General features: G+C 70.6%; 24 protein-coding genes and 3 pseudogenes. 19 read left to right on the top strand and 8 right to left on the bottom strand.

Going from position 1 to position 25,972, the window contains the following annotated elements; all coding sequences use genetic code 11:
- Positions 1–139: 139 nt before the first annotated feature.
- Positions 140–874, top strand: coding sequence for a 16S rRNA (uracil(1498)-N(3))-methyltransferase (locus CRP55_RS13845; RefSeq protein ID WP_097320259.1), 735 nt, complete (start codon positions 140–142; stop codon positions 872–874).
- 8 nt (positions 875–882) lie between these two features.
- Here CRP55_RS13845 and CRP55_RS13840 read toward each other — a convergent pair whose 3' ends face one another.
- Both CRP55_RS13840 and CRP55_RS13835 read right to left on the bottom strand, forming a co-directional pair.
- Positions 883–1,722: a hypothetical protein gene (locus CRP55_RS13840; RefSeq protein WP_097320258.1), complete on the bottom strand. Its 840-nt coding sequence runs from the start codon at positions 1,720–1,722 to the stop codon at positions 883–885.
- Entirely contained in the window at positions 1,722–2,096 is a 375-nt protein-coding gene (locus CRP55_RS13835; RefSeq protein WP_097320257.1) for an S-adenosylmethionine decarboxylase, read from the bottom strand. Before CRP55_RS13835 ends, CRP55_RS13840 begins: the two co-directional genes overlap by 1 nt.
- Positions 2,097–3,610: 1,514 nt before the next feature.
- On the opposite strand from CRP55_RS13835, the gene CRP55_RS13830 reads away from it, so the two are divergent.
- The 3 genes from CRP55_RS13830 (at position 3,611) to CRP55_RS13820 (ending at position 7,419) form a co-directional block, all read left to right on the top strand.
- Positions 3,611–5,137, top strand: coding sequence for an ABC transporter transmembrane domain-containing protein (locus tag CRP55_RS13830; protein ID WP_097320256.1), 1,527 nt, complete (start codon positions 3,611–3,613; stop codon positions 5,135–5,137).
- 82 nt (positions 5,138–5,219) lie between these two features.
- A complete protein-coding gene (locus CRP55_RS13825; RefSeq protein ID WP_245922974.1) occupies positions 5,220–6,950 on the top strand; it encodes an ABC transporter ATP-binding protein in 1,731 nt (576 codons plus the stop codon).
- Between the two features lie 40 nt (positions 6,951–6,990).
- The gene (locus tag CRP55_RS13820; RefSeq protein WP_245922973.1) at positions 6,991–7,419 is read left to right on the top strand and encodes a response regulator; all 429 of its coding nucleotides are present in this window, start codon (positions 6,991–6,993) and stop codon (positions 7,417–7,419) included.
- On the opposite strand, the gene CRP55_RS13815 is transcribed toward CRP55_RS13820, so the two are convergent.
- Positions 7,420–9,783 (bottom strand): beta-glucosidase, encoded by a 2,364-nt coding sequence (locus tag CRP55_RS13815; protein ID WP_097320254.1) that lies wholly within the window; start codon positions 9,781–9,783, stop codon positions 7,420–7,422.
- 51 nt (positions 9,784–9,834) lie between these two features.
- On the opposite strand from CRP55_RS13815, the gene CRP55_RS13810 reads away from it, so the two are divergent.
- From CRP55_RS13810 to CRP55_RS13770, 11 genes and pseudogenes are all read left to right on the top strand, one after another.
- On the top strand, positions 9,835–10,188 hold the full coding sequence (locus tag CRP55_RS13810) for a histidine triad nucleotide-binding protein (RefSeq protein ID WP_097320253.1): 354 nt from the start codon (positions 9,835–9,837) through the stop codon (positions 10,186–10,188).
- Positions 10,185–11,561 (top strand): serine hydrolase domain-containing protein, encoded by a 1,377-nt coding sequence (locus CRP55_RS13805; protein ID WP_097320252.1) that lies wholly within the window; start codon positions 10,185–10,187, stop codon positions 11,559–11,561. The genes CRP55_RS13810 and CRP55_RS13805 overlap by 4 nt, the downstream gene beginning before the upstream one ends.
- 147 nt (positions 11,562–11,708) lie before the next feature.
- Positions 11,709–12,422 (top strand): annotated as a pseudogene (locus CRP55_RS54530) (PhoH family protein); the annotation flags it as partial.
- A pseudogene (locus CRP55_RS54525) lies at positions 12,411–13,235 on the top strand (LAGLIDADG family homing endonuclease); the annotation flags it as partial. The pseudogenes CRP55_RS54530 and CRP55_RS54525, both read left to right, overlap by 12 nt.
- A 258-nt stretch (positions 13,236–13,493) precedes the next feature.
- Positions 13,494–13,859 (top strand): annotated as a pseudogene (locus tag CRP55_RS54520) (PhoH family protein); the annotation flags it as partial.
- Between the two features lie 21 nt (positions 13,860–13,880).
- Positions 13,881–14,351: an rRNA maturation RNase YbeY gene (gene ybeY, locus CRP55_RS13795; protein ID WP_097320250.1), complete on the top strand. Its 471-nt coding sequence runs from the start codon at positions 13,881–13,883 to the stop codon at positions 14,349–14,351.
- Positions 14,352–14,353: 2 nt separating this feature from the next.
- Positions 14,354–15,736: a hemolysin family protein gene (locus CRP55_RS13790; protein WP_097320249.1), complete on the top strand. Its 1,383-nt coding sequence runs from the start codon at positions 14,354–14,356 to the stop codon at positions 15,734–15,736.
- The gene (locus CRP55_RS13785; protein WP_097320248.1) at positions 15,729–16,076 is read left to right on the top strand and encodes a cytidine deaminase-like protein; all 348 of its coding nucleotides are present in this window, start codon (positions 15,729–15,731) and stop codon (positions 16,074–16,076) included. The genes CRP55_RS13790 and CRP55_RS13785 overlap by 8 nt, the downstream gene beginning before the upstream one ends.
- 884 nt (positions 16,077–16,960) lie before the next feature.
- The gene (gene era / locus CRP55_RS13780) at positions 16,961–17,848 is read left to right on the top strand and encodes a GTPase Era (protein WP_097320247.1); all 888 of its coding nucleotides are present in this window, start codon (positions 16,961–16,963) and stop codon (positions 17,846–17,848) included.
- Positions 17,849–17,963: 115 nt separating this feature from the next.
- Complete coding sequence (locus CRP55_RS13775) at positions 17,964–18,989, top strand: acyltransferase family protein (protein ID WP_245922972.1); 1,026 nt, start codon at positions 17,964–17,966, stop codon at positions 18,987–18,989.
- A gap of 502 nt (positions 18,990–19,491) precedes the next feature.
- Positions 19,492–20,043, top strand: a complete 552-nt coding sequence (locus CRP55_RS13770; RefSeq protein ID WP_179855157.1) for a hypothetical protein — start codon at positions 19,492–19,494, stop codon at positions 20,041–20,043.
- Here the strand turns inward: CRP55_RS13770 and CRP55_RS13765 are convergent.
- The 3 genes from CRP55_RS13765 to CRP55_RS13755 all read right to left on the bottom strand — a co-directional run bounded on the left by CRP55_RS13765 (position 20,040) and on the right by CRP55_RS13755 (position 22,505).
- Positions 20,040–20,474 (bottom strand): GAF domain-containing protein, encoded by a 435-nt coding sequence (locus tag CRP55_RS13765; protein ID WP_179855156.1) that lies wholly within the window; start codon positions 20,472–20,474, stop codon positions 20,040–20,042. The genes CRP55_RS13770 and CRP55_RS13765 overlap by 4 nt on opposite strands.
- Before the next feature lie 503 nt (positions 20,475–20,977).
- Positions 20,978–21,712, bottom strand: coding sequence for a thioesterase family protein (locus tag CRP55_RS13760; protein ID WP_097320243.1), 735 nt, complete (start codon positions 21,710–21,712; stop codon positions 20,978–20,980).
- Between the two features lie 7 nt (positions 21,713–21,719).
- Positions 21,720–22,505, bottom strand: a complete 786-nt coding sequence (locus tag CRP55_RS13755) for a DUF4097 family beta strand repeat-containing protein (RefSeq protein WP_097320242.1) — start codon at positions 22,503–22,505, stop codon at positions 21,720–21,722.
- Positions 22,506–22,614: 109 nt separating this feature from the next.
- Between CRP55_RS13755 and recO the strand changes: the two genes are divergently transcribed.
- On the top strand, positions 22,615–23,394 hold the full coding sequence (recO, locus tag CRP55_RS13750; protein ID WP_438865786.1) for a DNA repair protein RecO: 780 nt from the start codon (positions 22,615–22,617) through the stop codon (positions 23,392–23,394).
- On the top strand, positions 23,391–24,173 hold the full coding sequence (locus CRP55_RS13745; RefSeq protein ID WP_097320240.1) for an isoprenyl transferase: 783 nt from the start codon (positions 23,391–23,393) through the stop codon (positions 24,171–24,173). Before recO ends, CRP55_RS13745 begins: the two co-directional genes overlap by 4 nt.
- Here the strand turns inward: CRP55_RS13745 and CRP55_RS13740 are convergent.
- Positions 24,160–24,837 (bottom strand): HAD family hydrolase, encoded by a 678-nt coding sequence (locus CRP55_RS13740; RefSeq protein WP_245922971.1) that lies wholly within the window; start codon positions 24,835–24,837, stop codon positions 24,160–24,162. The genes CRP55_RS13745 and CRP55_RS13740 overlap by 14 nt on opposite strands.
- A complete protein-coding gene (locus CRP55_RS13735) occupies positions 24,834–25,127 on the bottom strand; it encodes an MTH1187 family thiamine-binding protein (protein ID WP_097320239.1) in 294 nt (97 codons plus the stop codon). The genes CRP55_RS13740 and CRP55_RS13735 overlap by 4 nt, the downstream gene beginning before the upstream one ends.
- Positions 25,128–25,298: 171 nt before the next feature.
- On the opposite strand from CRP55_RS13735, the gene CRP55_RS13730 reads away from it, so the two are divergent.
- Together CRP55_RS13730 and CRP55_RS13725 are read left to right on the top strand one after the other, a co-directional pair.
- The gene (locus CRP55_RS13730) at positions 25,299–25,505 is read left to right on the top strand and encodes a type II toxin-antitoxin system VapB family antitoxin (protein WP_097320363.1); all 207 of its coding nucleotides are present in this window, start codon (positions 25,299–25,301) and stop codon (positions 25,503–25,505) included.
- Positions 25,502–25,960 (top strand): PIN domain nuclease, encoded by a 459-nt coding sequence (locus tag CRP55_RS13725; RefSeq protein ID WP_218854394.1) that lies wholly within the window; start codon positions 25,502–25,504, stop codon positions 25,958–25,960. Before CRP55_RS13730 ends, CRP55_RS13725 begins: the two co-directional genes overlap by 4 nt.
- Positions 25,961–25,972 lie beyond the last annotated feature (12 nt).

The raw sequence follows: 25,972 nt of genomic DNA, 5'->3' as shown, positions 1-25,972 counted from the left end.
GACGGGCCGGGCTAAGGCACCGGGCAAAGGGGTACGGGGCGGGAATAGGTGACGGGCCGGGCAAAGGCGGCCGGCAAACGTACGGGCGAGAAGGGTGACTGAGCGGCGGGCCGGACCGATGGTTCGGTAGCGTGCGGGAGTGTCTGCGCCGCTGTTCCTCGTTGACGCCCTGCCGGTCGGGGGCACCTGCACGCTTGACGGTCCCGAGGGGCATCACGCCGCCACCGTGCAGCGGCTGCGGGTCGGTGAGTCGCTGATCCTCGCCGACGGGCGGGGTGGCAGCGTGACCGGACGGGTCACCGCGGTCGGCAAGGGCAGCGTCGACGTCGAGGTCGTCGAGCGGGAACTGGTGGCGGCGCCCGATCCGCGTCTGGTGGTCGTGCAGGGCATCGCCAAGGGGGACCGGGGCGAGCTGGCCGTGCAGGCGATGACCGAGATCGGTGTCGACGAGATCGTGCCGTGGGCGGCGTCCCGGTCGGTGGCGCAGTGGCGCGGTGATCGTGGCTTCAAGTCGCGGGAACGCTGGGCGTCCACCGCTCGTGAGGCGGCCAAGCAGGCCCGCCGGGCGTGGCTGCCCGAGGTCGGCGGCGATCCGGACTGCTCGACCAAGCAGGTCGCGGCGCGGCTGTCCGAGGCGGCTGCGGCCTTCGTCCTGCACGAGGAGGCCACCGAGCGTCTCACCACAGCGGACCTTCCGTCCGAGGGTGAGATCGTCCTGGTGGTCGGCCCCGAGGGTGGCATCAGCGACGCCGAGCGCGACACGTTCGTACAAGCAAACGCAATTGCCGTTCGTCTCGGCCGTGAAGTGCTGCGCACCTCGACGGCGGGCGTCGCCGCCCTGTCGGTCCTGTCGGCCCGCCTCGGACGCTGGTAGATCGAAGATCAGGCGTGCTTGGCCAGGGGGCGGCGGCGCTCCAAGCCCGGCAGGGTGATGTGGGCGTCCAGGCCCGAACCGGTCGAGACCTGGTGGGAGATCTTGGCGCCGAGGCGGCGGATCACCAGGCGGCGCAGACCCTTGGCGCGGATCTCGCCACTGAACGGGGCGCCCAGGCGGCGGAGCAGGCGGCTCTGGCGGGCCAGCGACGGCTCGATGTCGGCGAACGGTACGTGCAGCGCCATCGTCGACGGGGAGCCGAGGTAGGCGAACGGGGCGGAACCGGCCATCGGAACGAACTGGACGCCCAGCAGGGCCAGGTTGCGGTGGGCGCGGTGGTCCAGCAGGGCGACCAGATGACGTACGCCCGCGCGGTGTCCCGCCTTGAGGAATGTGCGGTAGAGCAGCGAGCTCACCATCAGGCCCGACTTGCCACCCCGATAGGCGGGAAGCACGCCGACCGTGGCGAAGTCCCAGATCCGGCCGTCGTGCATCCGGTGCGCGGCGACGATCTCCGAGAGGTCCTTGCCGATCAGGTCGGGCGCCTCGTCAAGCGTCTTGCCGCCGCCGTCGATCACGCGCCCGGCGCCGGCCGGCATGCCGGTGCGGCGGTCCAGAACCAGGAAGAAAAGGCTGTTTTCCTCGTACGGGCCGTATTCGGCGGCCATCTCGTCGGCGTCGTTGCCGAACGTCTGCTCGAACACCTGCCGCTCGACCGTGCGGGCCACACCGGCCAGCGGGTCGGACGGGCCGACGGCCAGGGCGACGAAACGGCCGGCCGACGGGTGCGCGTCCAGGGCGGCGGCGGAGAGCAGGCTGACCTCGGAGAACGAGAGCGAGTACGACATCAGAAGCCCTTCGCGACGATCTCGGTGGTCCGGAAGTACTCGGCCGTGAAGGCGACGACCTTCTCCGGGTTGAAGGCCTTGCAGGTGTAGATGTCGACGCTGAAGAACGAGACGGGGCGCTCCCACGAGTAGAAGTGCGCGCCCGAGGTCTCCCAGTGGATCCAGCCGGCCCAGCCGTAGAGGTCGCTGCAGTGGGTCACCGGCTCGATCAGCGTGATCATGTCGGTCACGACCGAGAGCTTCGACAGATAGTCCTTGATGTGCTCGGCGGTGATCACATACGTCGGGTAACCCTCCACGACCAGACGCTGACGGTGAATCATCGGCGCGAGGTCACGGTACGTGGCGTCGGCGTGCAGGACGGGGAGCGTCATGGGAGCGTTCCTTACGGGTAAATCGGACCAACCAGGCGCCTCCCACTATAGGCTGAAATTACGGAGAGTGAAAGCGGCTCTCATCACACACAGTCACATTTGCTGAGAACATGAAGGTGATCACGTAACAACGGGTTGGCTAGGCTAGCCTTCCGTCATGGTTCTGACGCGCACTGCAACATCCGCGCGTCCAGCCACCCCACCGCCGCCGGCGGACCGGCAGCCCCGGCGGGCGGCCGCGCCGGATCTTCGCGGTGCTGCCGGCCGGCCGTCTCGCCATCCGGCCGGTCCAGCCGCCGGTGGGCGCGGCGAAGGATTTCGCGGGCGCTCCGGTCTTGATCTGGCGGATCCGCCGGGCCAAGGTCGGTACCCGATGAACGTGGATCAAGCCGGTCGGCTCCCGGGAAGCGCGCCACGGGCCGGCCGGGACCCGCACGGCGACCGCCGCTCGGCGCGGTCTTCGATGAGCGCCGATCCGCCGGGTGGGGCCGGGCGCCGATGAGTGTTGAGTTCGGGCGCCGCACTTGTGTGCTGCGGCCGGCCGCCCGCGTGTCCGTGCGGCCCGCCGTCGTTGGTGCCGTACCTCTCGCACTGTGGGGAATCGCGCGGCTCGCGCCGGCGCGGCGGTGGTCCATCATGAAGGTGAAACTCCAGGTGGCCGCATCAGCGGCGATTTGGCGGCAGGGGACACCCCACGGGGCCGGCGACGTGAGGCCGGCCCGGTCGTCGTGGTGTTCGCGATCGGGCCGAGGCAGTCCCCGCCGGCTAGGAACGAGGACGCGCCGGGCGCCATACGTCGAGGCGTCCCGCCCGGTGCCATACGTCGAGGCGTCCCGCCCGATGCCACGCGTCGAAGCGTCCCGGCCGGCGCCATACGTTGAAGCGTCCCGGCCGGCCCACTTCGTCATCGGCGCCGAACCCACCGCGCCTGCCATCACCGGCCTCGGCGACTTCGGGATCTTTGCCGGCCGCAAAGAGACCGCAGCCGGGACGAAGTCGAAGATCGCGGCGATCGCCGTGCCCGGATGCCGCAACCCGGGTGGGCCTCTTGTTCCCGGTGCTCGGGCATGTCGCCAATGGCAGGCCAGGGCTTTCGATCTTGTTTGCGGCGCCTGCGGTGTCGCCGACGGCGTGTTGTGGGGCCGTCGGACCGGCGACGAGGGAATGACCGGTGCTGGCCGAGCAACTGGCCGGCCAGACGGCTGGGCAGAGGGCGATCGAGCGTTGGGACAGCCCGGCGGCCAGACGGCCCGGCGGCCGGGCGATCAGGCGGTGGGGGCGATCAGGCGACGCTGCAGCGAGGGTCGACCGGTGCTGATCGTCGGCGTCAGGGCGGTGCGGTGGCAGGGCCGACCGGTCATGCGTGACTGGGCGGCGACGGCTGCCCGGTGTGGGTGGGAGCTGTTTCGTGTGGGTGCTGCTGCGGCAAGGGAGGAAGCGGTGAGTCTCGCGGTGCGTGACGTCACGGTCGGTCATGGCCGGAGGGCGGCCGGCGGCGTTGCTGGGCTGCTGTCGTGAACATTCTGTGGCGGGCGCTCCTCCGCAATCGGGGCAAGGTCACGCTGGGCACCTTTCTCATCGGTGTGCACCAGGCGTGCGAGGCGCTGGTGCCGATCCTCATCGGGGTGATCGTCGACCGGGCGGTGGCCACCCGTGACCTGGGCCAGCTGGTGCTGTGGGTGGGCGTACTGGCCGTACTCTTCCTGGCCCTGACCACTGCCTATCGTCTGGGCGCGCGCCTGCTCATGCGGGCCATCGCCGACGAGGCCCACCTGCTGCGGCTGGAGGTCGCGGCGAAGGTCCTCGACCCGCGGACCGAGGTGCGTACCGGTGACGTGCTGACGATCTCGACGACCGACGCGGACACCACCTCCTACCTGCTGGACTATCTGCCGCGCATCTTCGGCGCCCTGGTCGCCACGGCCATCTCCGCGGTCGGGCTCTGCCTCATCTCCGTACGGCTGGGACTGGTTGTCCTGATAGGGACACCTCTGGTGCTGCTGGCGTTGCAAAGGGCGGCGCCCAGAATCACGAAGCGCGTCGCGGCCCGGCAGGAAGTGGCCGGCCGGGCGGCGTCGCTGGCGACGGATCTGGTGACCGGGCTGCGGCCGTTGCGCGGGATCGGCGCGCAGGAGGCGGCGGCGCATCGCTACCGCGAGGTGAGCGGCGAATCGCTGGAGGCGACCCTGCGGGCGGCGCGGACGATGGGGCGCTTCCAGGCGGCCTCTTCCACCGTGAGCACGCTGCTGGCCTGCGGAATCGCGATCCTGGCGGGCTGGTTCGCGCTGAGCGGGCGGATCACCCCGGGCGAGCTGGTGACGGTGATCGGGCTGGCGGCGTTCCTGGGCGAGCCGTTCGGGACGCTCTCGGCGGCGCCCGGCTGGATCGCGTCGTCGCGCGCGTCGGCCGAGCGGATCGCGGCGGTTCTGTCGGTTTCGCCGGAAAGCCCACCCCCAGGTCAAATTCCCATTCCTTCTGTACGGGGTGGTGAATGCGTCGGCGTGGTGGCCGAGTCGGACGCGGCCGCCCTGGTCGAGCTCTTCGACGACGGTTCGCCCGACGTGCTGGTCGCCCCGCATCATCCCGAGCTCTTCTCCGGCACGATCCGCCAGAACCTCATAAACCCCGAAAAATCGGATCTGCCGAGCGTGCTGGTGGCATCGGCGGCGGACGACGTGGTGGCCGCCCACCCCGACGGCCTGGATCACGCGATCGCCGACCGCGGCGCGGCCCTGAGCGGCGGCCAGAGGCAGCGGCTGGCGCTGGCAAGGGCGCTGCTGGCCGAGCCGAGACTGCTGGTCCTGCACGAGCCCACCACGGCCGTGGACGCGGTCACCGAACACGCGATCGCCCGCGGCATCCGCGACCTGCGCCACCGCCCAGGCTCGACCCTGGGCACTCTGCTGGTCACGACAAGCCCCGCGCTGCTGGCCGTCACCGACCGCGTGATCGTCCTGCGCGACGGCGAGGTGGTCGCGACCGGCACACATGCGTCACTCGCGGCTACGGACGAGACCTACCGCGCGGCGGTGCTCCGATGACCGGCAAGTCGGATTTGTTCGACCGGGGGACATTGCGCGGGGTGGCGCGCTGGAGTGGTGGGCGCGGAAGGGTGGCGCTTCGGTGAGCGATTCGTTTCTGCCTATCGCCTCCACCGGGGAGACGTGGGCCTGGCTCTGCCGGCAGCTTCGGGAGCGCAAAGGGGAACTGGCGCTCACCTTTGCCGTGGGGCTGGTTGCGGCTGGGGCCTCGGTGGTTCCGGTTACCGCGCTGGGGCGGCTCGTCGATCTCGTACGGGATGACGCCTCGCACACCAGCCTTGTGCCCATCGCGGTGCTTGTCGTCGTGGCCGCGCTTGTCGGGGGCATCGCCGCGGGGGCCACCACGGCGCTGGTCAGCCGGCTCGGGGAGCGGATCCTGGCCCGGCTGCGGGAGGAGACCGTGGGGGTCGCTCTTCGTCTGCCGGGGCAGACTCTCGACCGGGCGGGGCGCGGGGATCTTCTTTCGCGGGTCGGTGCCGATGTCGCCGCCGTCGGTAACGCGGCCGGTGAGGTGTTGCCGACCGTCATCTCGGCGCTGTTGCTCGGGGTGCTCAGTCTGGCCGCGATGTTCGGGCTGGACTGGCGGCTCGGCGTGGCCGGGCTGGCCGCCGTACCCTCCTATCTTCTGGCTCTTCGCTGGTATCTGCCCCGGTCGGCGCCCATCTACGCCGCCGAGCGCTCGGCCATCGGCGCCCGGTCGCAGCTGCTCATGGAGAGTCTTCAAGGTGTGCGCACCGTGCACGCGTACCGGCTGGAACGCCGTCACCTGAACTCCATCGACGACGCCTCGGCCCGGGCGCGCGATCTTTCCGTCGGGGTTTTCACGCTCTTCACCCGGTTCGTCGGGCGGATCAACCGGGCCGAGCTGCTCGGGCTCGCCACGATTCTGGTCGCCGGGTTCTGGTTCGTGCGGGAAAGCTGGGTCACCGTCGGTGAGACCGCCGCCGCGGCCGTGCTCTTCCACCGGCTCTTCAACCCGATCTCGATGATCCTGTTCACCTTCGACGAGATCCAGGCCGCCGGAGCCGGGCTGGCCCGGCTGGTCGGTGTGGGGACGCTGCCGGTCGCGCCGGCCGGGACGGCGCCGCTGCGGACCGCCGAGCTGACCCTGGAGAACGTCACCTTCGGTTATGACGACCGGGTCAAGGTGCTCGACGGGATCAGTCTGCGGGTCGCGCCCGGTGAGCGGGTGGCGCTGGTCGGGTCCACCGGCGCCGGCAAGACCACCGTGGCCTCCATCGCCGCCGGCATCCTGCGGCCCTCCGAAGGCACGGCCGCGGTCGGTGGCGTCCCGGTCGACCAGCTCGCGCCGGGCATCGTGGCCATCATCAGCCAGGAGACGCACGTCTTCGCCGGGCCGCTGATCGAGGACCTGCGGCTGGCCGCACCCTACGCCGACCGGGAGGAAGCCGAGGCCGCGCTCGAACGGGTCGGGGCCCTCGACTGGGCCCGCGCCCTGCCCGACGGGCTGGACACCATTGTCGGCGAGGGCGGTCATCCGCTGACCGCGGCCCAGGGGCAGCAGCTCGCCCTGGCCCGGCTGGTGCTGCTCGACCCCGCGGTCGCCGTGCTCGACGAGGCCACCGCCGAGGCCGGCAGCGCCGGGGCACGCGAGCTGGAGGAGTCCGCGCTGTGCGCGACCAAGGGGCGTACCACCTTGCTGGTCGCCCACCGGCTCACCCAGGCCGCCGGCGCCGACCGGATCATCGTGCTGGAGCACGGCTCGGTGCTGGAGGAGGGCACCCACGACGACCTGGTCGCGGCCGGCGGGCGGTACGCGACCCTGTGGGCCGCGTGGCAGAGCCGAAGCTGACTTCTCTCATACCCACCGGGCGTGGGCCGATGGTGGGGCCATGAAGCTGTCCTTCAAGCTGGATGACGCGGGCATGGCGAGCTGGCGGCCGGCCGACGAGCCGGTCGTGCTGGTGGCCGACGACGACGAGGACGTCCGCGAGCTGATGACGTTCAAGCTCGAGCGGGCCGGCTTCCGCGTGATCGCCGCCGACAACGGCGCCACCGCCCTGGACATGGTCCGCGCGAGCCGCCCGGACGCGGTCATCCTCGACATCGACATGCCCGGCCTGGACGGCCTCACCGTCTGCCACCAGCTGCGCGCCTCGGCGGCGACGCACGGCATCCCCGTGCTGATGTGCAGCGGACGCGCCCGCGACCTCGACGTGGACTTCGGATTCCACGTCGGGGCCGGGGACTACGTCGTGAAGCCGTTCAAGCCGGACGACCTGCTGCGCCGCCTGCGCCTGCTGCTGCTCGGCGGAAACTAGCTAGATCGTCAGGGTGGCGGTGATCTGCGGGGCGTCGACCGCGCGACCGGCGATGATCCGGTACTCGCCGGGCACCCGCTTCCAGCCGCCGTCCCAGATCTCGAAGACGCGCGGTCGCAGCGGGATCCGCACGGTCACCGTCTCCTCCGGGCGGGCCTCGACGTTCTCGAAGCCGGCCAGCCAGCGCTCCGGACGGTTCGGGTCGACCGGCGACGGCCCCACGTAGATCTGCACGACCTCACGCCCGGCCCGCGCTCCCGTGTTGGTCAGGGTCACGACCGCCTCGCTCTCGTTGACGGCCATCTCCTCGTACCGCCAAGAGGTGTAGCCCAGACCGTGACCGAAGGCGTAGAGAGGTGCCACGCCCGAGCGCAACCAACCCCGATAACCGACAAAGACGCCTTCGTCGTACGCCACCACGCCGTCCCGCGGCTCGACGGCGAGAACCGGGCAGTCCTCCTCCAGCCGAGGCCAGGTCGTGGGCAGGCGCCCGCCCGGCTCGGCCACGCCGAGCAGCACGTCGGCCAGGGCCGCGCCCGCCTCCTGGCCCGGGAACCAGGTCAGCAGGATCGCCGCCACCTCCTCGGCCCACGGCATCAGCACCGGCGAGCCGGCGTTGACCACCACGACCGTGCGGGGGTTGGCCGCGGCCACCCGCGACACCAGCTCGTCCTGCCGGCCCGGCAGGGCCAGCGACGCCCGGTCGAAGCCCTCCGACTCGACCTGCTCGGTCGTGCCGACCACGACCACCGCCACGTCCGAGCCGGCGGCCAGGCGGACCGCCTCCTCGATCATCCCGTCCGCGTCGGGCGACGGCGGGCGGTGACCCAGGGTCGTGGCGACCGAGTGGGCCAGGCCGCGCTCGAGCGTCTGGCGGAGCACGACCGGCACCGGGACGCCGGCTTCGAGCTCGACCGTCACCCGCTGCTCGCGCGGCGACAGGAGGAGGTCGGCGCGGCCCGTGCCCGGCGGGTGCAGCGAACCCTCGTACAACAATGTGCCGTTGACCCTCAGCTCGAACGTGCCGAAGCCGGACACGGCGAAGGTGTGCTCGCCCGCGACGTCCGGGACGAAGGTGGCCTCGAGCACGATGGACTCGACGTCGTGGGGGTCGAGGCCGCCGGGCAGGGAACCGATCCAGCGGACGGCGGCCGGGTTGACCGTGAACGAGTGGCTGCCGACCGTGACCCGCGTGTCCGACCACTGCGGACCGTGCGCGGCCGGGAGGAACGGGCGGGGGTCGGCGCCGATCGCGTATTCGACGTCCACTCCGGACAGCGCGCGGGAGAGCCCGTCGAGCGGCGAGATCGTGTGGGGTGGTGAGACCTGCGCGCTGCCGCCGCCGAGCACTCTCGCGTCCGTGGCCAGGGCGCCGATCACCGCGACCTTTGTGAGGGCGGCCGCTTCCAGTGGCAACGTGTAGTGCTCGTTCCGAACCAACACGAACGAGCGGGTCGCGACCTCGTGGGCGACGGCGTCACCGTCGTACTCAATCGGACTTGTCAGTTTTGTCCCGAGCGCACCCACCCGCTGGGCCAGTCTTAACACCCGCCGAACCTTGTCGTCGATGATCTCTTCGGGGATGTCGCCGTTTTGTACCGCAGCAACCAATTTGTCGCCCCAGGGGTTCTCCAGCGCGGGCATCGCGATGTCGAGGCCGCCCATGGCCGCGCCGAGCGTCTCCCGCGCCGCCCGCCAGTCCGAGACGACGACGCCGTCGAAGCCCCACTCGTCCTTGAGGATGACCTGCTGGAGCGGCCCGTTGGAGGCCATCGGCAGCCCGTTCACGGCGTTGTAGGCGCTCATCACGCCCCAGCCGCCCTCCTCGACGACCCGCTCGAACGGCGCCAGGTAGATCTCGCGCAGCGCCCGCTCCGGGATCCGGACGTCGACCTCCATCCGGTCCGTCTCGAAGTCGTTGCCGACCAGATGCTTGACCGTGGTGCCGACGCCCTCGCCCTGCACGCCGCGCACGAAGCCGGCCGCGATCTCACCGCTGAGCAGTGGATCCTCCGAGTAGCACTCGAAGTGCCGGCCGTTCAGAGGGGTGCGCTGCATGTTGACCGTCGGCCCCAGCAGCACGTGCACGCCCTTGCGCCGCGACTCCAGCCCCAGCAGCCGGCCCGCGCGCTCGGCCAGCTCGACGTCCCACGCCGCGGCCAGCGCCGTCGGGCTCGGCAGCGCGATCGACGGATCGTCCGGGGCCCAGCCCGTCCCGCGTACGCCGATCGGCCCGTCCGACATCACCAGCGAGCGCAACCCGATCCGCTCGATCGCCGGCAGCGACCAGAAGTCCTGCCCGGCCAGCAGCGACACCTTCTCCTCGAGGGTCAACTGCCCGAGCAACTGCTCGACATCGTCCATGGAAGCGCTCCCATCACTGTGGTTCACGCGAGTGAGCTTAAGATCTGCGAGGTGGACACCGACTGCCTGTTCTGCCGCATCGTCGCGGGGGAGATCCCTGCGACGGTCGTGCACGAGACCGACACCACCCTCGCCTTTCGGGACATCGACCCCAAGGCGCCCGTGCACGTGCTGGTCATCCCCAAGACCCATCACCCCGACGTGGTCACCCTCGCGCGCCAGGATCCGGCCGTCTCGGCCGATCTGCTGAGCGCGGCCGCCGCGGTGGCCGAGGCCGAGGGGCTTCTCGCGGACGGCTTCCGGTTGCTCTTCAACACCGGGGTGTACGCCGGGCAGGAAGTGTTCCACGTCCACGGTCACGTTCTCGGCGGCGAGCCGCTCGGACCCATGCTGGCGCCCCGATGAGCGCCGAGGACCGCTACGAGCGGGCCGCCCGCAAGGCGCAGGCCGAGGGCCGCGTCCCCGCCCTGTCGGTCGCCCTGCACCGGGCCGACCGCGAGCCCTGGGTCTTCACTGTCGGCGACTCCGGCGACCCGGGCCGCCCGCTGAACCCCGACACCCGGTTCCGGATCGGGTCGATCACCAAGACCTTCACCGCCGTGCTGGTGCTCCAGTGCCGCGACGAGGGGCTGCTCGACCTCGACGACCCCATCGCGAAGCACCTGGACGTGCCCGCGCACGGCGACGCCACCGTCCGGCGGCTGCTCTCGCACACCTCCGGGTTCCAGCGTGAGCCGTACGGCGACGTCTGGGACACCCTGGTCGCCCCCGACGACGCCGGCCTGATCGCCGAGCTCGACCGGGCCGAGCGGGTGCTGCCCAACGCGCGCCGCTTCCACTACTCCAACCTCGGTTTCGCCGTCCTCGGCCAGCTCGTGGCCAAGCTGCGCGGCGGCACCTGGGCGACCGTGCTCCAGGAGCGGATCCTCGACCCGCTGCGGCTCACGGCGACCACGCTCGAGCCGCCGGCCCAGGCCGCGGTCGGCTACATCGTCGACGCGTACTCCGACGCCGCCCGGCCCGAGCCGCAGACCGACCTCGGCGGCGTCGGCCCGGCCGCCCAGCTGTGGAGCACGGCGAGCGACATGGCGACCTGGGCCTCGTTCCTGGCCCACCCCGAGCTGATCGACCCCGACGGCAAGGTGCTGGCCGCGGCCACGCTGGAGGAGGCCCGCTTCCCGGCCACCACCGCCAACGACACGCTCTGGAGCGTCGGCTGGGGCCTCGGCCTCATCCTCGTCCCGCACCCCAAACGGGTGGTCGACGTCGGCCACGACGGCGCCATGCCCGGTTTCCTGGCCGGCGCCTACGGCCGCCGCGGCAACGGCATCCCGGACGGGCTGGCCGTCGCCGTGCTCGGCTCCTCGGGCACCGCCGGCGAGATCAACGACCTGGTGCCGGAGCTGCTGAGCCTGTCGGCCGAGCTCGACCCGGCCGAGATCCGCCCGTGGCGGGCGGCGCCGCCCGCGCCGCCGCAGTACCGCTCGATCCTCGGGCCGTGGTGGGGCGAGGGCTCGCAGTTCGTCTTCTCCTGGCACGGCGGGGCGCTCCAGGCTCGCTCGGCCGAGGCGCCGGCCGACACCCCACCGGCGATCTTCGAGCCGCTGGCCGGGCAGCCGGACGTGCTCCGTACCGTCTCCGGCCGCGAGGCGGGGGAGTTGCTGCGGCTCACCCGCTCCTCGACCGGCGAGGTCGTCACGATGCACTGGGCCACCTACCGGTTCGCCCGGGTGCAGGAGGGCTTCGACGGAGGCCGGGCCTCCGACGGGGCCTCCTAGGGTTTTCCTCAGGGTTGCCCGGCGATAATGGCATCGGCGTCCGGGCGACCTAGCGGATACGATGGCAGTCTTCCTTCGAAGCACGCCGCCCAGGGTTGGGTGACGCCGAGAACGAGAGCAGGTGGCGGAGGCCTTTCAGGCCGCCCTATGACCGGTACGCCGAACCCTTCCAGCGCAGGCTCCAGCAGCTCGGCGCGGGTGCAAACCAAGATCTCGGTCGCCGACCCCAAGATCATGGTGAACCTCCTGGGTGCCAAGGACGAAATCCTGCGGCTCATCGAGCGAACTCTCGCCAGCGACGTCCACGTTCGCGGCAACGAGATCACCATCACCGGTGATCCCGCCGAGAACGCCACCGCGGAACGCCTCTTCTCCGAGCTCATCGAGCTCATCGAGAAGGGCGAGACGCTCTCGGTCGACTCGGTCCGCCGCACCGTGGCGATGCTGGAGGACGAGACCGCCGAGCGCCCGGCCGAGGTGCTCACCCTCAACATCCTGTCCCGCCGCGGCAAGACCATCCGTCCCAAGACGCTGGGCCAGAAACGCTACGTCGACGCCATCGACGAGAACACGATCGTCTTCGGCATCGGCCCCGCCGGTACCGGTAAGACGTATCTGGCGATGGCCAAGGCCGTGCAGGCGCTGCTGGCCAAGCAGGTCAGCCGCCTCATCCTGACCCGGCCGGCCGTCGAGGCGGGCGAGCGCCTGGGCTTCCTGCCCGGCACTCTGAACGAGAAGATCGACCCGTATCTGCGGCCGCTCTACGACGCCCTGCACGACATGCTCGACCCCGAGTCGATCCCGCGCCTGATGGCGGCCGGAACAATCGAGGTCGCTCCGCTGGCGTACATGCGTGGCCGGGCCCAGCCGCTCACGGCGAACGTGCTGACGCCCGACGGCTGGCGCCAGATCGGCGATCTTCGGGTCGGCGACCTGGTCGTCGGCTCGGACGGTCTCCCGACGCCGGTGCTGGGCGTCTACCCCCAGGGCCGCAAGGAGGTCTATCGGGTGACGACGCAGGACGGCGCCTCGACGCTGGCCTGCGGCGAGCACCTGTGGACCGTCCGTTCCGTGGACGACCGCAGTCACGGCCGTCCGTGGCGTGTCCTGCAGACGCAGGACATGATCGGCAACCTGCGCCGGGGTCCGGTTCACCGGTACGAGCTTCCGCTGGTCGACGCGGTGGAGTTCGTCCCGCAGGAGGTGCCGCTCGACGCGTACGCGCTGGGTCTTCTGCTCGGTGACGGTTGTCTGACGACGACCACCACGCCGGCCTTCGCCACCGCCGACCCCGAGTTGGCGGAGGCGCTGGAGGCGGCGCTGCCCGACATCGAGCTCCGCCACAAGGGTGGTGTCGATTACGTTCTGCGCCACGTCAACGGCCGGCGCGGCGGCGTCATCGTGCACAACCCGGTCACCGTCGCGCTCCGCGAACTGGGTCTCGCCGGTAGCAAGTCCCACACGAAATTCGTCCCGCAGGTATACCTGCAGAACAGCGCCGAGGTACGACTGGCGGTGCTGCAGGGCTTGCTGGACAGCGACGGCGGTCCGGTCACACAGAGCGGCCGCACCTGCCGCATCCAGTACACGACCTGCTCCGAGCGGCTGCGCGACGACGTGGTCTTCCTTGTCCGTTCGCTCGGCGGTGTTGCGTATTGGCGGCGCCGGGTGGCGGCCGGCCGCAAGCCCGGATCTGCCAACGGCCGAGCGGTGGAGTACCGGAACGACGCGTTCGTCCTGGATATCCGCCTGCCCGAGGGGATCGTGCCGTTCCGGCTCGGTCGCAAGCGGGATGCATACGACGTGTCCGAGGGCGGCCGCCCGATGCGGTTCGTCCACGAGATCGAGCCGATGGGCGAGACCGAGACGGTCTGCATCCAGGTGGGCGCGGCCGACTCGCTCTACGTCACCGACGACCTGATCGTGACCCACAACACCCTCAACGACGCGTTCATCATTCTCGACGAGGCGCAGAACACGACGCCCGAGCAGATGAAGATGTTCCTGACCCGGCTCGGGTTCGGTGCCAAGATCGTTGTTACCGGTGACGTCACGCAGGTCGACCTGCCGGGTGGGACCACCAGTGGTCTCAAGGTCGTGCGCGAGATCCTGCAAAATGTCGAGGACGTCCACTTCGCCGAGCTGTCCAGCTCCGACGTGGTCCGGCACCGGCTGGTGGCGGAGATCGTCGACGCGTACGCCAGGTACGACGCCGAGCAGGAACAGAGCTCAACTCAATCCGTCCACGCCGTGCCGGGGCGGGCCGCCAGCGGCGGCCGGTCCGGGCGACGGCGCTGATCAAGGGGTAAACGCACCACTATGTCCATCGAGATCGCCAACGAGTCGGGAGTCGAGGTCGACACCGACGCGATCCTCGCGGTGGCCCGGTACGCGCTCGACGAGATGGGGGTCAACCCGCTCGCCGAGCTGTCGATCCTGCTCGTCGACATCGAATACATGGCCGAGCTGAACCATCGCTGGATGGGTGGTGACGGGCCCACCGACGTTCTCGCGTTCCCGATGGACGAGGGCAGCGTCGACCACGGTCCCGGCGAGGCCGGCACGGGTGAGCCGGCGCTGCTCGGCGACATCGTGCTGGCCCCCGAGGTGGCCGCCAAACAGGCCGCCGCGGCCGGGCACTCCGCCGCCGATGAGCTGCACCTGCTGACCGTGCACGGCGCGCTGCACCTGCTCGGTTACGACCACGCCGAGCCGGAGGAGGAGCGCGAGATGTTCGGCCTGCAGAACAAGCTCCTTCAGGCCTGGCGGGCCAGCCGGAAGACCGGCTGACCATGGACCCCGCCAATCTAATCGCGGCAGGCTCGGCCGGCGTCTCGGCCGGCCTGCCCGACCTGCAACTGATCATCTTCGCGGTGCTGCTGGTGCTGCTGGCCGGCCTCGCCTCGATGGCCGACGCGGCCCTGGGCTCGGTGTCGCCGGCCCGCGCGAGCGAGATGGCCCGTGAGGGCGAGCGGGGCGCGGGAGCGCTGACCGCTGTCGCCTCCGACGTCGTCCGCCACCTCAACCTGCTGCTCCTGCTGCGGCTGCTCTGCGAGCTGACCGCGACCACGCTGGTCGCTCTGGTCGCGGTCGACAGCTGGGGCATCGGCTGGACGGCCGCCCTGGTCACCGCGGGCACGATGACCGTGGTGAGCTTCGTGGTGGTGGGGGTGGCCCCGCGCACGGTGGGGCGCCAGCACGCGTACGCGGTGGGCCGCGCGGCCGCGCCGCTCGTGCGGTGGCTGGGCAAGGTCCTCAACCCGCTGGCCTCGCTGCTGATCCTGATCGGTAACGCGGTGACGCCGGGCAAGGGCTTCCCGGAGGGCCCGTTCGGCAGTCAGGTGGAGCTGCGGGAACTGGTCGACCTGGCCGAGCAGCGCGGCGTCGTCGAGCACGGCGAGCGCGAGATGATCCACTCGGTCTTCACGCTGGGCGACACGATCGCCCGCGAGGTGATGGTGCCCCGCACCGAGATGGTATGGATCGAGGGCTCGAAGACCCTCCAGCAGGCGCTCTACCTCTTCCTGCGCTCGGGCTTCTCGCGCATCCCGGTGATCGGCGAGAGCGTCGACGACGTGCTGGGCCTGCTGTACCTGAAAGACGTGATCCGCCGCACCCAGTCCGGCGACCCGGCGTCGACGGCCGAGGCGGTGGCCGACCTGATGCGGCCGGCGACGTTCGTGCCCGAGTCGAAACCGGTCGACGACCTGCTCTCGGAGATGCAGGCGGCACGCACCCACCTGGTGATCGTCGTGGACGAGTACGGTGGCACGGCGGGCCTGGTCACGATCGAGGACATCCTTGAGGAGATCGTCGGCGAGATCACCGACGAATACGACGTCGAGCGCCCACCGGTCGAGCACCTGCCCGACGGCGCGGTGCGGGTGACGGCCCGGCTGCCGATCGAGGATCTCGGCGAGATCTTCGGGGTGGAGCTGCCGGCCGACGAGGTCGAGACGGTCGGTGGCCTGCTGGCCCAGGCGCTGGGCCGGGTGCCGATCCCGGGCGCGACCGTCGACGTGGGCGGCCTGCACCTGGTCGCCGAGGGAACGACCGGCCGGCGCAACCGCATCGACTCGGTGCTGGTGCGCCGGGTCGAGCCCGAGCAGGACGAAGACACAGCCGAGTCGCCTGCCGACTCCGAGAACGAGGAAAGACAAACCGCGGATGCCTGAGACTTTCGCTTTGAGCGCTGAGGACAACAAACTGGTCACTCTGGCGCGATCGGCCCGGGCCCGGGTGGGTGCGGCTGAGGGTGCGGCGGTACGGGATCAGGACGGCCGCACGTACGCGGCGGCCACCGTGGCGCTGCCGTCGCTGGCGATCAGTGCGCTGCAACTGGCGGTGGCGTCGGCGGTGTCCTCAGGCGCGACAAAGATCGAGGCGGCGGCGGTAGTGACCGAGGCGGCCGACCTGGAGGGCGCGGGCCACGCGGCAGTGCGCGACCTGGCCTCGTCGGCCCCGATCCACGTGGCGGCCCCGGCCGGCACCCTCCGCAGCACGGTCACAGCATGAGCGACGCACGCGAGGAGCGCCCGGGCACGGCCCGCCGGGCCGACGACACGCCCCGAGGCAAGCGGCCGGCGGACGGTAAGCGTTCCGGTGCCGGTGGCCAGCGTTCCGGTGCCAGTGGCCAGCGGTCCGGTACCAGTGGCCAGCGGTCCGGTAGTGGTAGCCAGCGGTCCGGTAGTGGTAGCCAGCGGTCCGTTTCCGATGGCCAGCGGTCCGATTCCGGTGGGGAGCAGCGGCGGCTGACGGCGGGGGAGCGGAACGAGCTTCGCCGGCAGGAAAGGCGTGCGGCCCGCCGGACGGACAGCGCGGGCGGTTCGGGCTCCGGCCGGGGCGCGGGACAGCGCGGCGGTACGGGCCGGGGTGTGGCCGCCGGGCCGGGCGCCGGTCAGCGCGGTGGTGCGAGCCGAGGTGTGGCCGGGCCGGGCGATGGCCAGCGTGGTGCTGCGGCCGGTCAGGGTGCTGAGCCCCGCGGTGCGGCCGGGCAGGGTGCCGACTCGCGCGGTGCGGCCGTGCAGGGTGCCGGCTCGCGCGGTGCGGGCGGGCAGGGTGCCGACTCGCGCGGTGCGGGCGGGCAGGGTGCCGACTCGCGCGGTGCGGGCGGGCAAAGGACCGCTGGTCAGCGTGGCGGGGCGGGTCGTGGGGTCGCCGGGCCGGGTGCTGTTGACACGCGGCCGCGGGACGTGACGCTCGGCGGGGAAGCCAAGACGCGCAAGCCCCGGGCGAGTGTGAACCGTTGGCGGCCCGTCGCCGGCGAGAGTTCCGGGCGGTCCAAGCCGGCGGGGGCGGACACCCCGCGTACCTCCGAAGCCCCTGACGTTGTTGCTCAGAGTGACCACCGTGGGCCTCGGAAGAAGCGGCACCGGCACCAGGAAGCGTCGCGGGCCGCTGTGGTCGATGATGTCTATCGTGCCGGATTCGCGTGTTTCGTCGGGCGGCCCAATGCCGGCAAGAGCACGCTGACGAACGCGATCATCGGGCAGAAGATCGCTATCACGTCGAACAAGCCGCAGACGACCCGGCACGTGATCCGTGGCATCCTGCACCAGGAGAACTCGCAGCTCGTGCTGGTCGACACGCCCGGGTTGCATCGACCGCGGACGCTGCTCGGCGAGCGGCTGAACGATCTCGTGCGTGAGGTGTGGAGCGAGGTCGACGTGATCGGCGTCTGTTTCCCGGCGGACGAGCCGGTGGGGCGCGGCGACCGGTTCATCTCGGCCGAGATGGCCGAGCTCAAAGCGACGATCATCGCGGTGGTGACCAAGGTCGACCTGGTTGATCCGGCGACGTTGGCCAAGCATTTGCTTGCGGTGAGTGAGCTGTACGATTTCGCCGAGATCGTCCCGGTCAGCGCGGTTTCTGGGCATCAGGTCCAGACGTTGGTGGACGTGCTGGTCAAGCATCTGCCGGAGTCGCCGCAGCTCTACCCCGACGACGTGATGACCGACGAGCCGGAGCAGGTGCTGATCGCGGAGCTGATCCGCGAGGCCGCGCTCGAGGGTGTCCGCGACGAGCTGCCGCACTCCATCGCCGTACTCGTCGAGGAAATGATGGTCGAGAACGGCGTCACGAAGATCTTCGCGGATCTGTACGTGGAGCGGGACAGCCAGAAGTCGATCGTGATCGGCGCGAAGGGTGCCCGCCTCAAGGACGTCGGCAGCCAGGCCCGCACGGAGATCGAGAACCTGCTCGGCACCCGCGTTTATCTCGATCTTCACGTTCGAGTGGCCAAGGAGTGGCAGCGCGATCCACGTCAGCTGCGTAAGCTAGGTTTTTGATCTAAATAGGACAATCCTTCGATTATGGGATAACTCACGCTGATTTGCGGGTCTCGTCCGTAATTGGGTAACAACGAACCCTATGCGGAACCGGTACCTGGACCTCTTGCGTGCCGTGGCAACCGTCCGAGTGGTGATCTACCACTCCAGCGGCTGGGCGGCCCTGACGATCGTCTTCCCGGCCATGTCGGTCATGTTCGCCCTGGCCGGGAGCATGATGGCGGCCTCCCTCGACCGTTACGGTCCGTGGGCGGTCGAGCGGCGCCTGCACCGCCTGCTGCCGGCGCTGTGGGTGCTGGTGGGCGTGGCCGTCCCGTTCATGCTGATCGGCGGCATGGTCTGGGACTGGAAGGTGCTGCTCTGGGCCTTCCCGGTCGAAGACCCGCCGGCCACCGGCTTCTGGCTCGAAGGCCTGGCCGCGATGTGGTACCTGCGGGACTTCCTGTGGTTCGTGCTGCTGTCCCCCCTGGCCCTGCCACTGTTCCGCCGCTTCCCGCTCCCCACGATCATCGCCCCCTACCTCGGCCTGGCGGTGATCACTTTCGCCGGGCTGACGCCTCCGGCGATCATTCGAGACCTTTGCCTGTACGGCAGTGCGTGGCTCCTGGGTTTCGCCCATCACGACGGCATGCTGTCGCCGGGCGGCGTCCTCCACCAGCGCCGGTGGTGGTTGGCCGGCGTGCTGGGCACCGCGGGCGCGGCCTGGGCACTGACCCACCCGGGTCCGCGCGGCCTCGACCTCAACGACATCCCGCTGGCCAACGCGCTCTGGTCGACCGCGTTCATCCTGGTCGCCCTGAGCGTGAACCCGCGCATCCCGTCGTGGCGGATCCTCAAGGTGCTGAACGCCCGCGCCCTGACCATCTACCTGTGGCACGTGCCGCTCATCCTGCTGGTGGTCCGTCTGGCCAACACGACCGGCCTGCCCATCTTCGGCTGGGTCGGCATCTCCTGGCGCCTCATCCTGGTGACGGCGTTGCTGGCCCTGGTCGTGATGGCCCTGGGCTGGGTCGAGGACTGGTCGGCGGGCCGCGGCCTCGCCCTGATCCCGGGCCGCCGCCCCCGGGCGGTGCCGGTCTCCCCGGCCCCCGCCTACTCCGGCCTGGCGGTCAGCGTTCCCGCCCCACGCTCAGCCGAGTAGCACCACCTCTGCGCGCCCTCTTCCCGCGCGGCGCGCTTTCTCCGCGTCCGCGCCGCCGTCCCCGTGCGCCGTCCTCCCTGCGTGCGCTTCCGCCGCCTTTTCCGCGCGCCGCCTTTTCCGCGCGCCGCCTTCTCGGCCGACGAGTGCGGGGAGCGGGCAGCTCAGCAGGTGTCGGCGGGCGAAAGATGTGGCGGTGAGGGTGTTGAGCGACAGCCGAATGTCAGTGGCGGCCGCCTTGTCGTCGTGCCGGCGCGGGCTGCGGTGTTATGACTGCTGGCGCGGGAGTTGATCGGTCAGGTCGTCGATACGTTGCCAACTTGTTCAGCCGGCGGGCGCGGTCCTTCAGCTCGTGTGACGATGCGGACGGACGAGCGGGCACGGACGGCGCGGGGCCGGGTTCGGCCGGGCGAGTGCATCCGGAGCCTTTGCGGCTCTGGTCAGCTCGAGAGGGGTGTCCGCGGAGCCCGGACGGGGTGAGGATGGACGGGTGACGTTTCCTTACGTGGCGGACCCGGACGGTCGAGACCGGGCCGGGCAGGCCCGCGATGATGTCGCGGAGCTGAGGGACAGGGCGGCGCGGCTCCGCGACAGCGATGCCGGGGACCGGGATCGGTTGGCGATCGAGCGGGTTGCGGCCGGCGAGTCGATGCTGTGGGAGGAGCAGGATCGGTTGCAGGCGGCCGCGCTCCGCGACAAGGCGGCGGCCAGTCGCGCGGAGGCGGCTCGGTTGCGTGAGCAGGCGGCGGCCACGGGGCTGCCCGATCGGGAGCAGTTGCGGGTGTTGTGGCACCAGGCCGCAGCGGACCGCGAGGCCGCGGCGGCCGATCGCGAGCAGGCGGCCGCCGACCGTGATGCTGTGCGTGCTTATCTCTGGCAGGTTCGCCGCGAGCAGGCGGCTGCGGCCTCCGATCGGGCCGCCGCCGGCCGCGACCGGAAGGACTCCGCAGCCGACCGGACCGCCGCGGAGCAGGACCGGGATTTCGTCGACTGCGGGCGTCAGCAAGCCGCGGTCGAACGCGCCATGGCCGAGGAGAGCCGGCCGCCGACCCGTTAGCCGTCATGGTGGTCCGTGAGACGGTGGGCCGCGCTCGCGCTGAGCAGGCTGAGGACTCGCCGGTCCCTCTCGGTGATCCGGTTCGGTCGGGGGTAGTGGGCCGAGAGGACGCCGACGAGGTGTCCGCTGGGACCGCACATCGGGACGGAGATGACAGCGCTGACATCAGCGTTGAGCATCATCGTGACCGTGTCCGGTTGCGTGAACACGGTGCTGTGCGCGACGTCGGCGACGGTGACCGGCCGAGCTTCGGCATATGCCAGCCCGCACGCCGTGCCAGTGTCCTGAACCACGGCGAAGTAGCGCAGAAACGCCGTGCTGAAGCCGTGCTGCGCGGCGATGCGCAGCCCGCCAAGCCCGACCTCCAACAGGGCGTCCAGCCGGGCGGACTGGTCACTCTTGCGCCAGAACTTGGCGTCGAAGTAATCCAAGCGGGCGACCCGGCGAGCATCGTCGCGGGTGTGGGCGATGGCGGTGGTGAGCAGCTCATCGAGCCGGTGGCGCCGGGCGTCGACGTCTTCCCGCAGGCGGCGTTTCGCCTGCTCGGTCTCGTTGGCGTCCCGCTGGATGCGGGCCGCCCGCTCGGCGAGCTGCTCGGTGGCAGCCCGTCGTCGTTGCGCGTTTCATCCACGCTTGTCCGCGCGGGCTGCCCGATCCCCGCCGGCGGGGACAGGGTGACCGTCGTCGGCATCGCTCTTGGCCATACCGTCCATGATGAGGGCCCCGCCAGGTGCGGAAAAGGACACGGCCAAGGGCACTCTCTAGCGGCCATGGCCCGGCTCCGCTTGCCCGCCGGCGCGCACAGGCCAAGTGAAAGGGCTCCCGGCATCACTCCATCCGCCCTTCCGGTGCCGGCAGCTGCCGGCGAGGCCAGTGGTCGGGCGCAGGTCGTTGGTGGCCACCGGACGGCCCGGGGCCAGAGAGTGCGGGCGGCTCAGCGGGCGCGGACGACGAGGGGCTGGGTTACCTGGCCCAAAGCGCCTTCGGCGTCGTAGAGCTCGCCCGTGCACAGGCCCAGGCCGTCGTCGCTCAACGCTGTGCGGCAGGACAAGTGGACCCACTCGCCGGCGGGGGCTCGGAGCAGAGCGGTGCTCATGGTCGGGGGGATGGACAGCCACTTGTCCAAGGGCAGGACCGCTGAGATGCCGTTCGCGGAGTCGGCGATGATCAGGGCCCGGTCCTGGCCGGTGAGGTCGGTGCCGTCGATCAGGGCATGTTTCACCCTGGTCCAGATGCGCGTCTTGTCCGTGGCGCGCCATTCGATGGCCTGGCCGTAGCCCCAGTCCGGCTTCTCCGGGAAGAAGACGCTCGCCTCGGCGGGCAGCGGGTCGGCCGTCGTGGTTTCGGTGATCGTGGGTGGCTGGGGGCCGGGGGCGATGTGCCAGGCGCGGGCGATCACCGCCGTACGGCCGTCAATGATCATGTGGGCTTCATTGAGGGTGGTGAGCCGGCCCGGCTTGAGCGGGGACACCTCGACCCGGAAATCCTTGCGGGGGATCGGGCCCAGGAAGTCCACCGAGATGCGGGCCAGGCGCTGGCCGTCGACGCTCAACAGGTGGCCCAGCAGGGCGGCCGGTGGGCCGCCGTGCTGCATCTCGGTGTCCCACGGGCTCTCGGTCGACTTCGTCGGGCGGAACCGGTCGTCGCCGAGCGGGAGATAGAAGCTCATGCTCCGATCATGGCGTCGCGACCAGCAGCACGTCACCACTGGAGGCGCGCAGATCGAGCGTGTTCTTGGCCGCCGGGTCGCTTGTGAGGCCCTGGATCTCATTGTCGCCGGAGCTGGTGTGGTTGGTGATCTTGTAGGCGGCCTGCGGCACCCGCACCTGCACGTCGCCGCTGGTGGTCTGCGCCTTGACCGACGCCGGGACGGTCAGTGAGGCGTTGATGTCGCCCGAGGTCAGCCTGAGGTCGAGCGCGCCCGCCGCGTCCAGCACGTTGACGTCGCCCGAGGTGGACTGGACGGTGACCTTGTCCTTGGCGTTCAGGACCCGTACGTCACCCGAAGTCGCTCTGATCAGCACCGGACCCGCGGCCTCGTGCACGTTGACGTCGCCCGACGTCAGCTTGATGTCGGTGGCGCCGACGCCGGTCAGGTTGACGTCACCGGACCGCAGATCGCCGCGCACGGCCACACCGGCCGGGGCCTCGACCTCGTACGACACCGAGCAGTCGACGCCGCACGAGGTGTCCAGCAGCAGCACCGAACCGTCGAGCCGGTAGGAGTCGCCGGGGTCGGAGCTGTTGCGGATCACGCGCTTGATCGTGGTCTCGGTCACGGCGCCGGTGGTGATCGCCACGTCGCCGGCGCCGCCGGTCAGACGGATCTCGGTGATCTTCGTCTTCTCGACGTCGTTGTAGGTCAGGGTGGCCCCGACGACCCCGCCGCACGCGGTCAGGCCGGCCGTAGCTGCGCCGATGAGGACGAGGATCCCGGTGCGCCGGGCCCAAGTGGTGGTCATGGTGCTGACGCTATGGCCCGGTGACCCGGTGGCACCATCGGAGCCCTCCCGGAGATGACCCTGAGATCCGGGTCAGGGTCTGTCGTACCCACCGGGCAGAATGATTGTCGTGCCCGCCGGATACCGCCGCCATCTCTACCGCGACGACGCGGTGGTCCTGCGCGTGCAAAAGCTGGGCGAGAGCGACCGGATCATCACCCTGCTGACCCGCCGTCACGGCCGCCTGCGCGCGGTCGCCCGCGGCGTGCGGCGCACGACGTCGCGCTTCGGGGCCCGGCTCGAGCCGTTCGGTCACATCGACCTTCAGCTGGCCGGCTCGCCCGAGGGGGTGGGCAGCGCGCTGCATTCGGTGAGCCAGGTCGAGGCGGTCGCGCTCTACGGCAAGCAGTTCCTGGGCGACTACCCGCGCTACACGGCGGCCAGCGCGATCGCCGAGACGGCCGAGCGGCTCACCCCGGTCGAGCGCGAGCCGTCGCTGCGCCTGTTCCAGCTCACGCTCGGCGCGCTCAAGGCCCTGGCCGTCGGTGAGCACGCGGGCAGCCTGGTCCTCGACGCCTACCTGTTGCGCGGCATGTCCGTGGCGGGCTGGGCGCCGGCCATCGCCGAGTGCGCCGTCTGCGGCACGCCGGGGCAGCACGCGGCGTTCTCCGTCCCCGCGGGCGGGGCCGTCTGCCCCGATTGCCGTCCGCCGGGCGCGGCCCACCCGAGTCCGGCCACCCTGGGCCTGATGTCCGCTTTGACGGTCGGCGACTGGTCGATCGCCGACGCGGCCGAGGCGGGCGTCCGCCGCGAGTGCAGCGGCCTGGTCGCCGCCCATCTGCAATGGCACATGGAGCGGGCGCTGCGCTCGCTCCCGCTGGTCGATCGACGGGAGAGTCCCACCACATGACGCCGCGTCCACCCACTCCGCACATCTCCGGCGTGACGCCGCCCGCGCTGCCCAAGGCGGCGCTGCCCAAACACGTCGCGATCGTGATGGACGGCAACGGCCGCTGGGCCAAGGAGCGCGGCCTGTCCCGCACCAAGGGCCACGAGCAGGGCGAACACTCGCTCTTCGACACGATCGAGGGCGCCATCGAGCTGGGCATTCCCTATCTTTCGGCGTACGCCTTCTCGACCGAGAACTGGAAGCGATCGCCCGAAGAGGTGCGCTTCCTGATGGGCTTCAACCGCGACGTGATCCGCCGCCGCCGTGACCAGCTGGTCGACCTGGGCGTCCGGGTCGTGTGGTCGGGCCGCCGGGGCCGGCTCTGGAAAAGCGTGATCTCCGAGCTGGAGACGGCGCAGGAGATGTCGAAGAAGAACAAGACGCTCACCCTGCAGTTCTGCGTCAACTACGGCGGGCAGGCCGAGATCGCCGACGCGGCCGCCGCCATCGCCCGCGAGGTGGCGGCGGGCCGGCTCGACCCGGACAAGGTGAACGAGAAGACGATCGCGAAGCACCTCTACCACCCCGAGGTGCCCGAGGTCGACCTGTTCCTGCGCCCGTCCGGCGAGCAGCGCACGTCCAACTTCCTGCTCTGGCAGTCGGCGTACGCGGAGATGGTCTACCTCGACACCCTGTGGCCCGACTTCGACCGCCGCCACCTCTGGTATGCGTGCGAGCTCTACGCCAGCCGCGACCGGCGATTCGGCGGCGCCCTGCCCAACCCGGTCAGCCCGACGTAAGAAGCTCCACGGTCGCGTCCACGTCGGACAGATCCGGCAGGACGGCGTGGGCGCCGGCCGCGACCAGGTCCTCGGCGGTGGTGGAGCCGGTCGCGACGGCCACGGCGAGGGCGCCGTTGGCCAGCGCGGCCGTGACGTCGTTGACGGTGTCGCCGATGACGACGGGCCGGAAACGCTCGCCGTACTTGGCTTCGGCCCGCTCCAGGCTTCGCCGTACGAGGGTGGCCCGCACGGCGTCGTCGGTGCCGTATCCGCCGACCTCGTCGTCGAAGGCGGCGCTCAACTCGAAGGCGGCCACCTTGGCCCGCGCGACCTCGGGAACGTTGCCGGTGACCAGCGTCTGCACCACGCCCGGCTCCGCCTCGAGGCGGGCGAGGACGTCCCGTACGCCGGGCATCAGCGAACCCTGCACCGCGAAGAGATGCTTGGTGTTCTGCACGTTCTCCACGTAGCGCAGGAAGAACCGCTCCGGCGTGCAGTCGGTGACCCCGTGCGTGGCGAACACCTCGGCGCAGATGTCCATGTCGGTGCGCCCGCCGAAGATCGGCGTCTCCCGCCACGGCACACCGGTGAGCTCGGTGAAGGCGGCCTTCCAGGCGGTGGCGGCGACACCGCCGCCGCGCAGCAGCGTGTAGTCGATGTCCCACATGACGAGGCGCTTCACTCGGAGAGCACCTTCTCGATGTAGGCCACCTTGGAGGTCAGGCCGTCGGTCACGCCGGGCCGGATGTCGGCCTTGAGGGACAGGCTGACCCGGCCGCCCTTGGCCCCGACGGCCTCCACGGCCTGCTTGACCACGGCCATGCACTCATCCCACTCACCCTCGATGGTGGTGAACATGGCATCGGTCCGGTTCGGCAGCCCGGAGGCCCGCACGACACGCACAGCTTCGGCGACCAGGTCACCCACGGACTCACCCACGCCGATCGGCGTCACAGAAAAGGCAACAAGCACCCCACCATCGTCTCAGCTCAGCCCCTCTAGATCACACCGAACCTTTGTTCGAATTGGCATCCGTCAGGCATTGCCGCGCCGATGTCGCATGACTACTCTGGCTTCATGCCATCTAGGCATGAGACTAATTGGCTATATTCAGGGGAGGTGAGCGGACCAATGGAGGCACTGATGACCGAGACTCGTCTCGAAGTCGATCAAGAAGCGCTGGAGTTGGCCGCCAAGTACTTCGGCACGACGACTCCGGCTGACACCATCAACGCGGCCCTTCGGGAGGTGGCGGCTCGTAGCCGGCGCGCGAAAGCCTTCGCGGAGTTGGTCGAGATCGGCAAGACGGGCCAGTTCGACGAACTTCTCGTCAAGAGGCGGCCCCGGTGAGTGAGGAGCCCTCGGACGAGAAGGCCGCGACGATCCCGGCCAAATACCTGGCTGACACCAGCGCGCTGGTACGCCTGTTGACCAACCCCGCTGTGTCGCAGGCCTGGAGTAGCCGGGTGAACGCCGGGCTGGTGGCGACGTGCACCGTAACCGAGATCGAGCTGCTGTATACCGTCAGGTCCATGACAGAACGTGTCCGGCAGAAGAAACTGCTGCTGGACGCGTTCTGCTGGGTGGTGATGCCGGAGAAGGTCTTCAAGGAGGCGGAAGAACTCCAGGAGTCGCTGACGTTGGCGGGCACCCACCGTTCCGCCGGGCCCGTCGATCTGCTCACGGCCGTTACCGCCCGGCAGCACGGTCTGGAGCTTCTCCACTACGACGCCGACTTCGAGCGCGTCGCTGCCCTCACCAAACAGCCGCACTGTTGGCTGGCGAAGCGCGGCTCCATCGACTGACTGGTGAGCCGC

It is taken from the genome of Paractinoplanes atraurantiacus (genome assembly GCF_900215205.1).
GTDB classification, from domain to species: domain Bacteria; phylum Actinomycetota; class Actinomycetes; order Mycobacteriales; family Micromonosporaceae; genus Actinoplanes; species Actinoplanes atraurantiacus.
The sequence above is the reverse complement of the archived record's forward strand: the minus strand, read 5'-3'. Positions and strand labels throughout refer to the sequence as shown.

What these genes read in the sequence shown, in the direction of transcription:
- ybeY (WP_097320250.1), top strand. Translation starts at nt 13,881, where the DNA reads ATGTCCATCGAGATCGCCAACGAGTCGGGAGTCGAGGTCGACACCGAC.
- CRP55_RS13820 (WP_245922973.1), top strand. Translation starts at nt 6,991, where the DNA reads ATGAAGCTGTCCTTCAAGCTGGATGACGCGGGCATGGCGAGCTGGCGG.
- CRP55_RS13730 (WP_097320363.1), top strand. Translation starts at nt 25,299, where the DNA reads ATGACCGAGACTCGTCTCGAAGTCGATCAAGAAGCGCTGGAGTTGGCC.
- CRP55_RS13760 (WP_097320243.1), bottom strand. Translation starts at nt 21,712, where the DNA reads ATGAGCTTCTATCTCCCGCTCGGCGACGACCGGTTCCGCCCGACGAAG.
- CRP55_RS13840 (WP_097320258.1), bottom strand. Translation starts at nt 1,722, where the DNA reads ATGTCGTACTCGCTCTCGTTCTCCGAGGTCAGCCTGCTCTCCGCCGCC.
- CRP55_RS13745 (WP_097320240.1), top strand. Translation starts at nt 23,391, where the DNA reads ATGACGCCGCGTCCACCCACTCCGCACATCTCCGGCGTGACGCCGCCC.
- CRP55_RS13790 (WP_097320249.1), top strand. Translation starts at nt 14,354, where the DNA reads ATGGACCCCGCCAATCTAATCGCGGCAGGCTCGGCCGGCGTCTCGGCC.
- CRP55_RS13815 (WP_097320254.1), bottom strand. Translation starts at nt 9,783, where the DNA reads ATGGACGATGTCGAGCAGTTGCTCGGGCAGTTGACCCTCGAGGAGAAG.
- CRP55_RS13755 (WP_097320242.1), bottom strand. Translation starts at nt 22,505, where the DNA reads ATGACCACCACTTGGGCCCGGCGCACCGGGATCCTCGTCCTCATCGGC.
- CRP55_RS13835 (WP_097320257.1), bottom strand. Translation starts at nt 2,096, where the DNA reads ATGACGCTCCCCGTCCTGCACGCCGACGCCACGTACCGTGACCTCGCG.
- CRP55_RS13805 (WP_097320252.1), top strand. Translation starts at nt 10,185, where the DNA reads ATGAGCGCCGAGGACCGCTACGAGCGGGCCGCCCGCAAGGCGCAGGCC.
- CRP55_RS13785 (WP_097320248.1), top strand. Translation starts at nt 15,729, where the DNA reads ATGCCTGAGACTTTCGCTTTGAGCGCTGAGGACAACAAACTGGTCACT.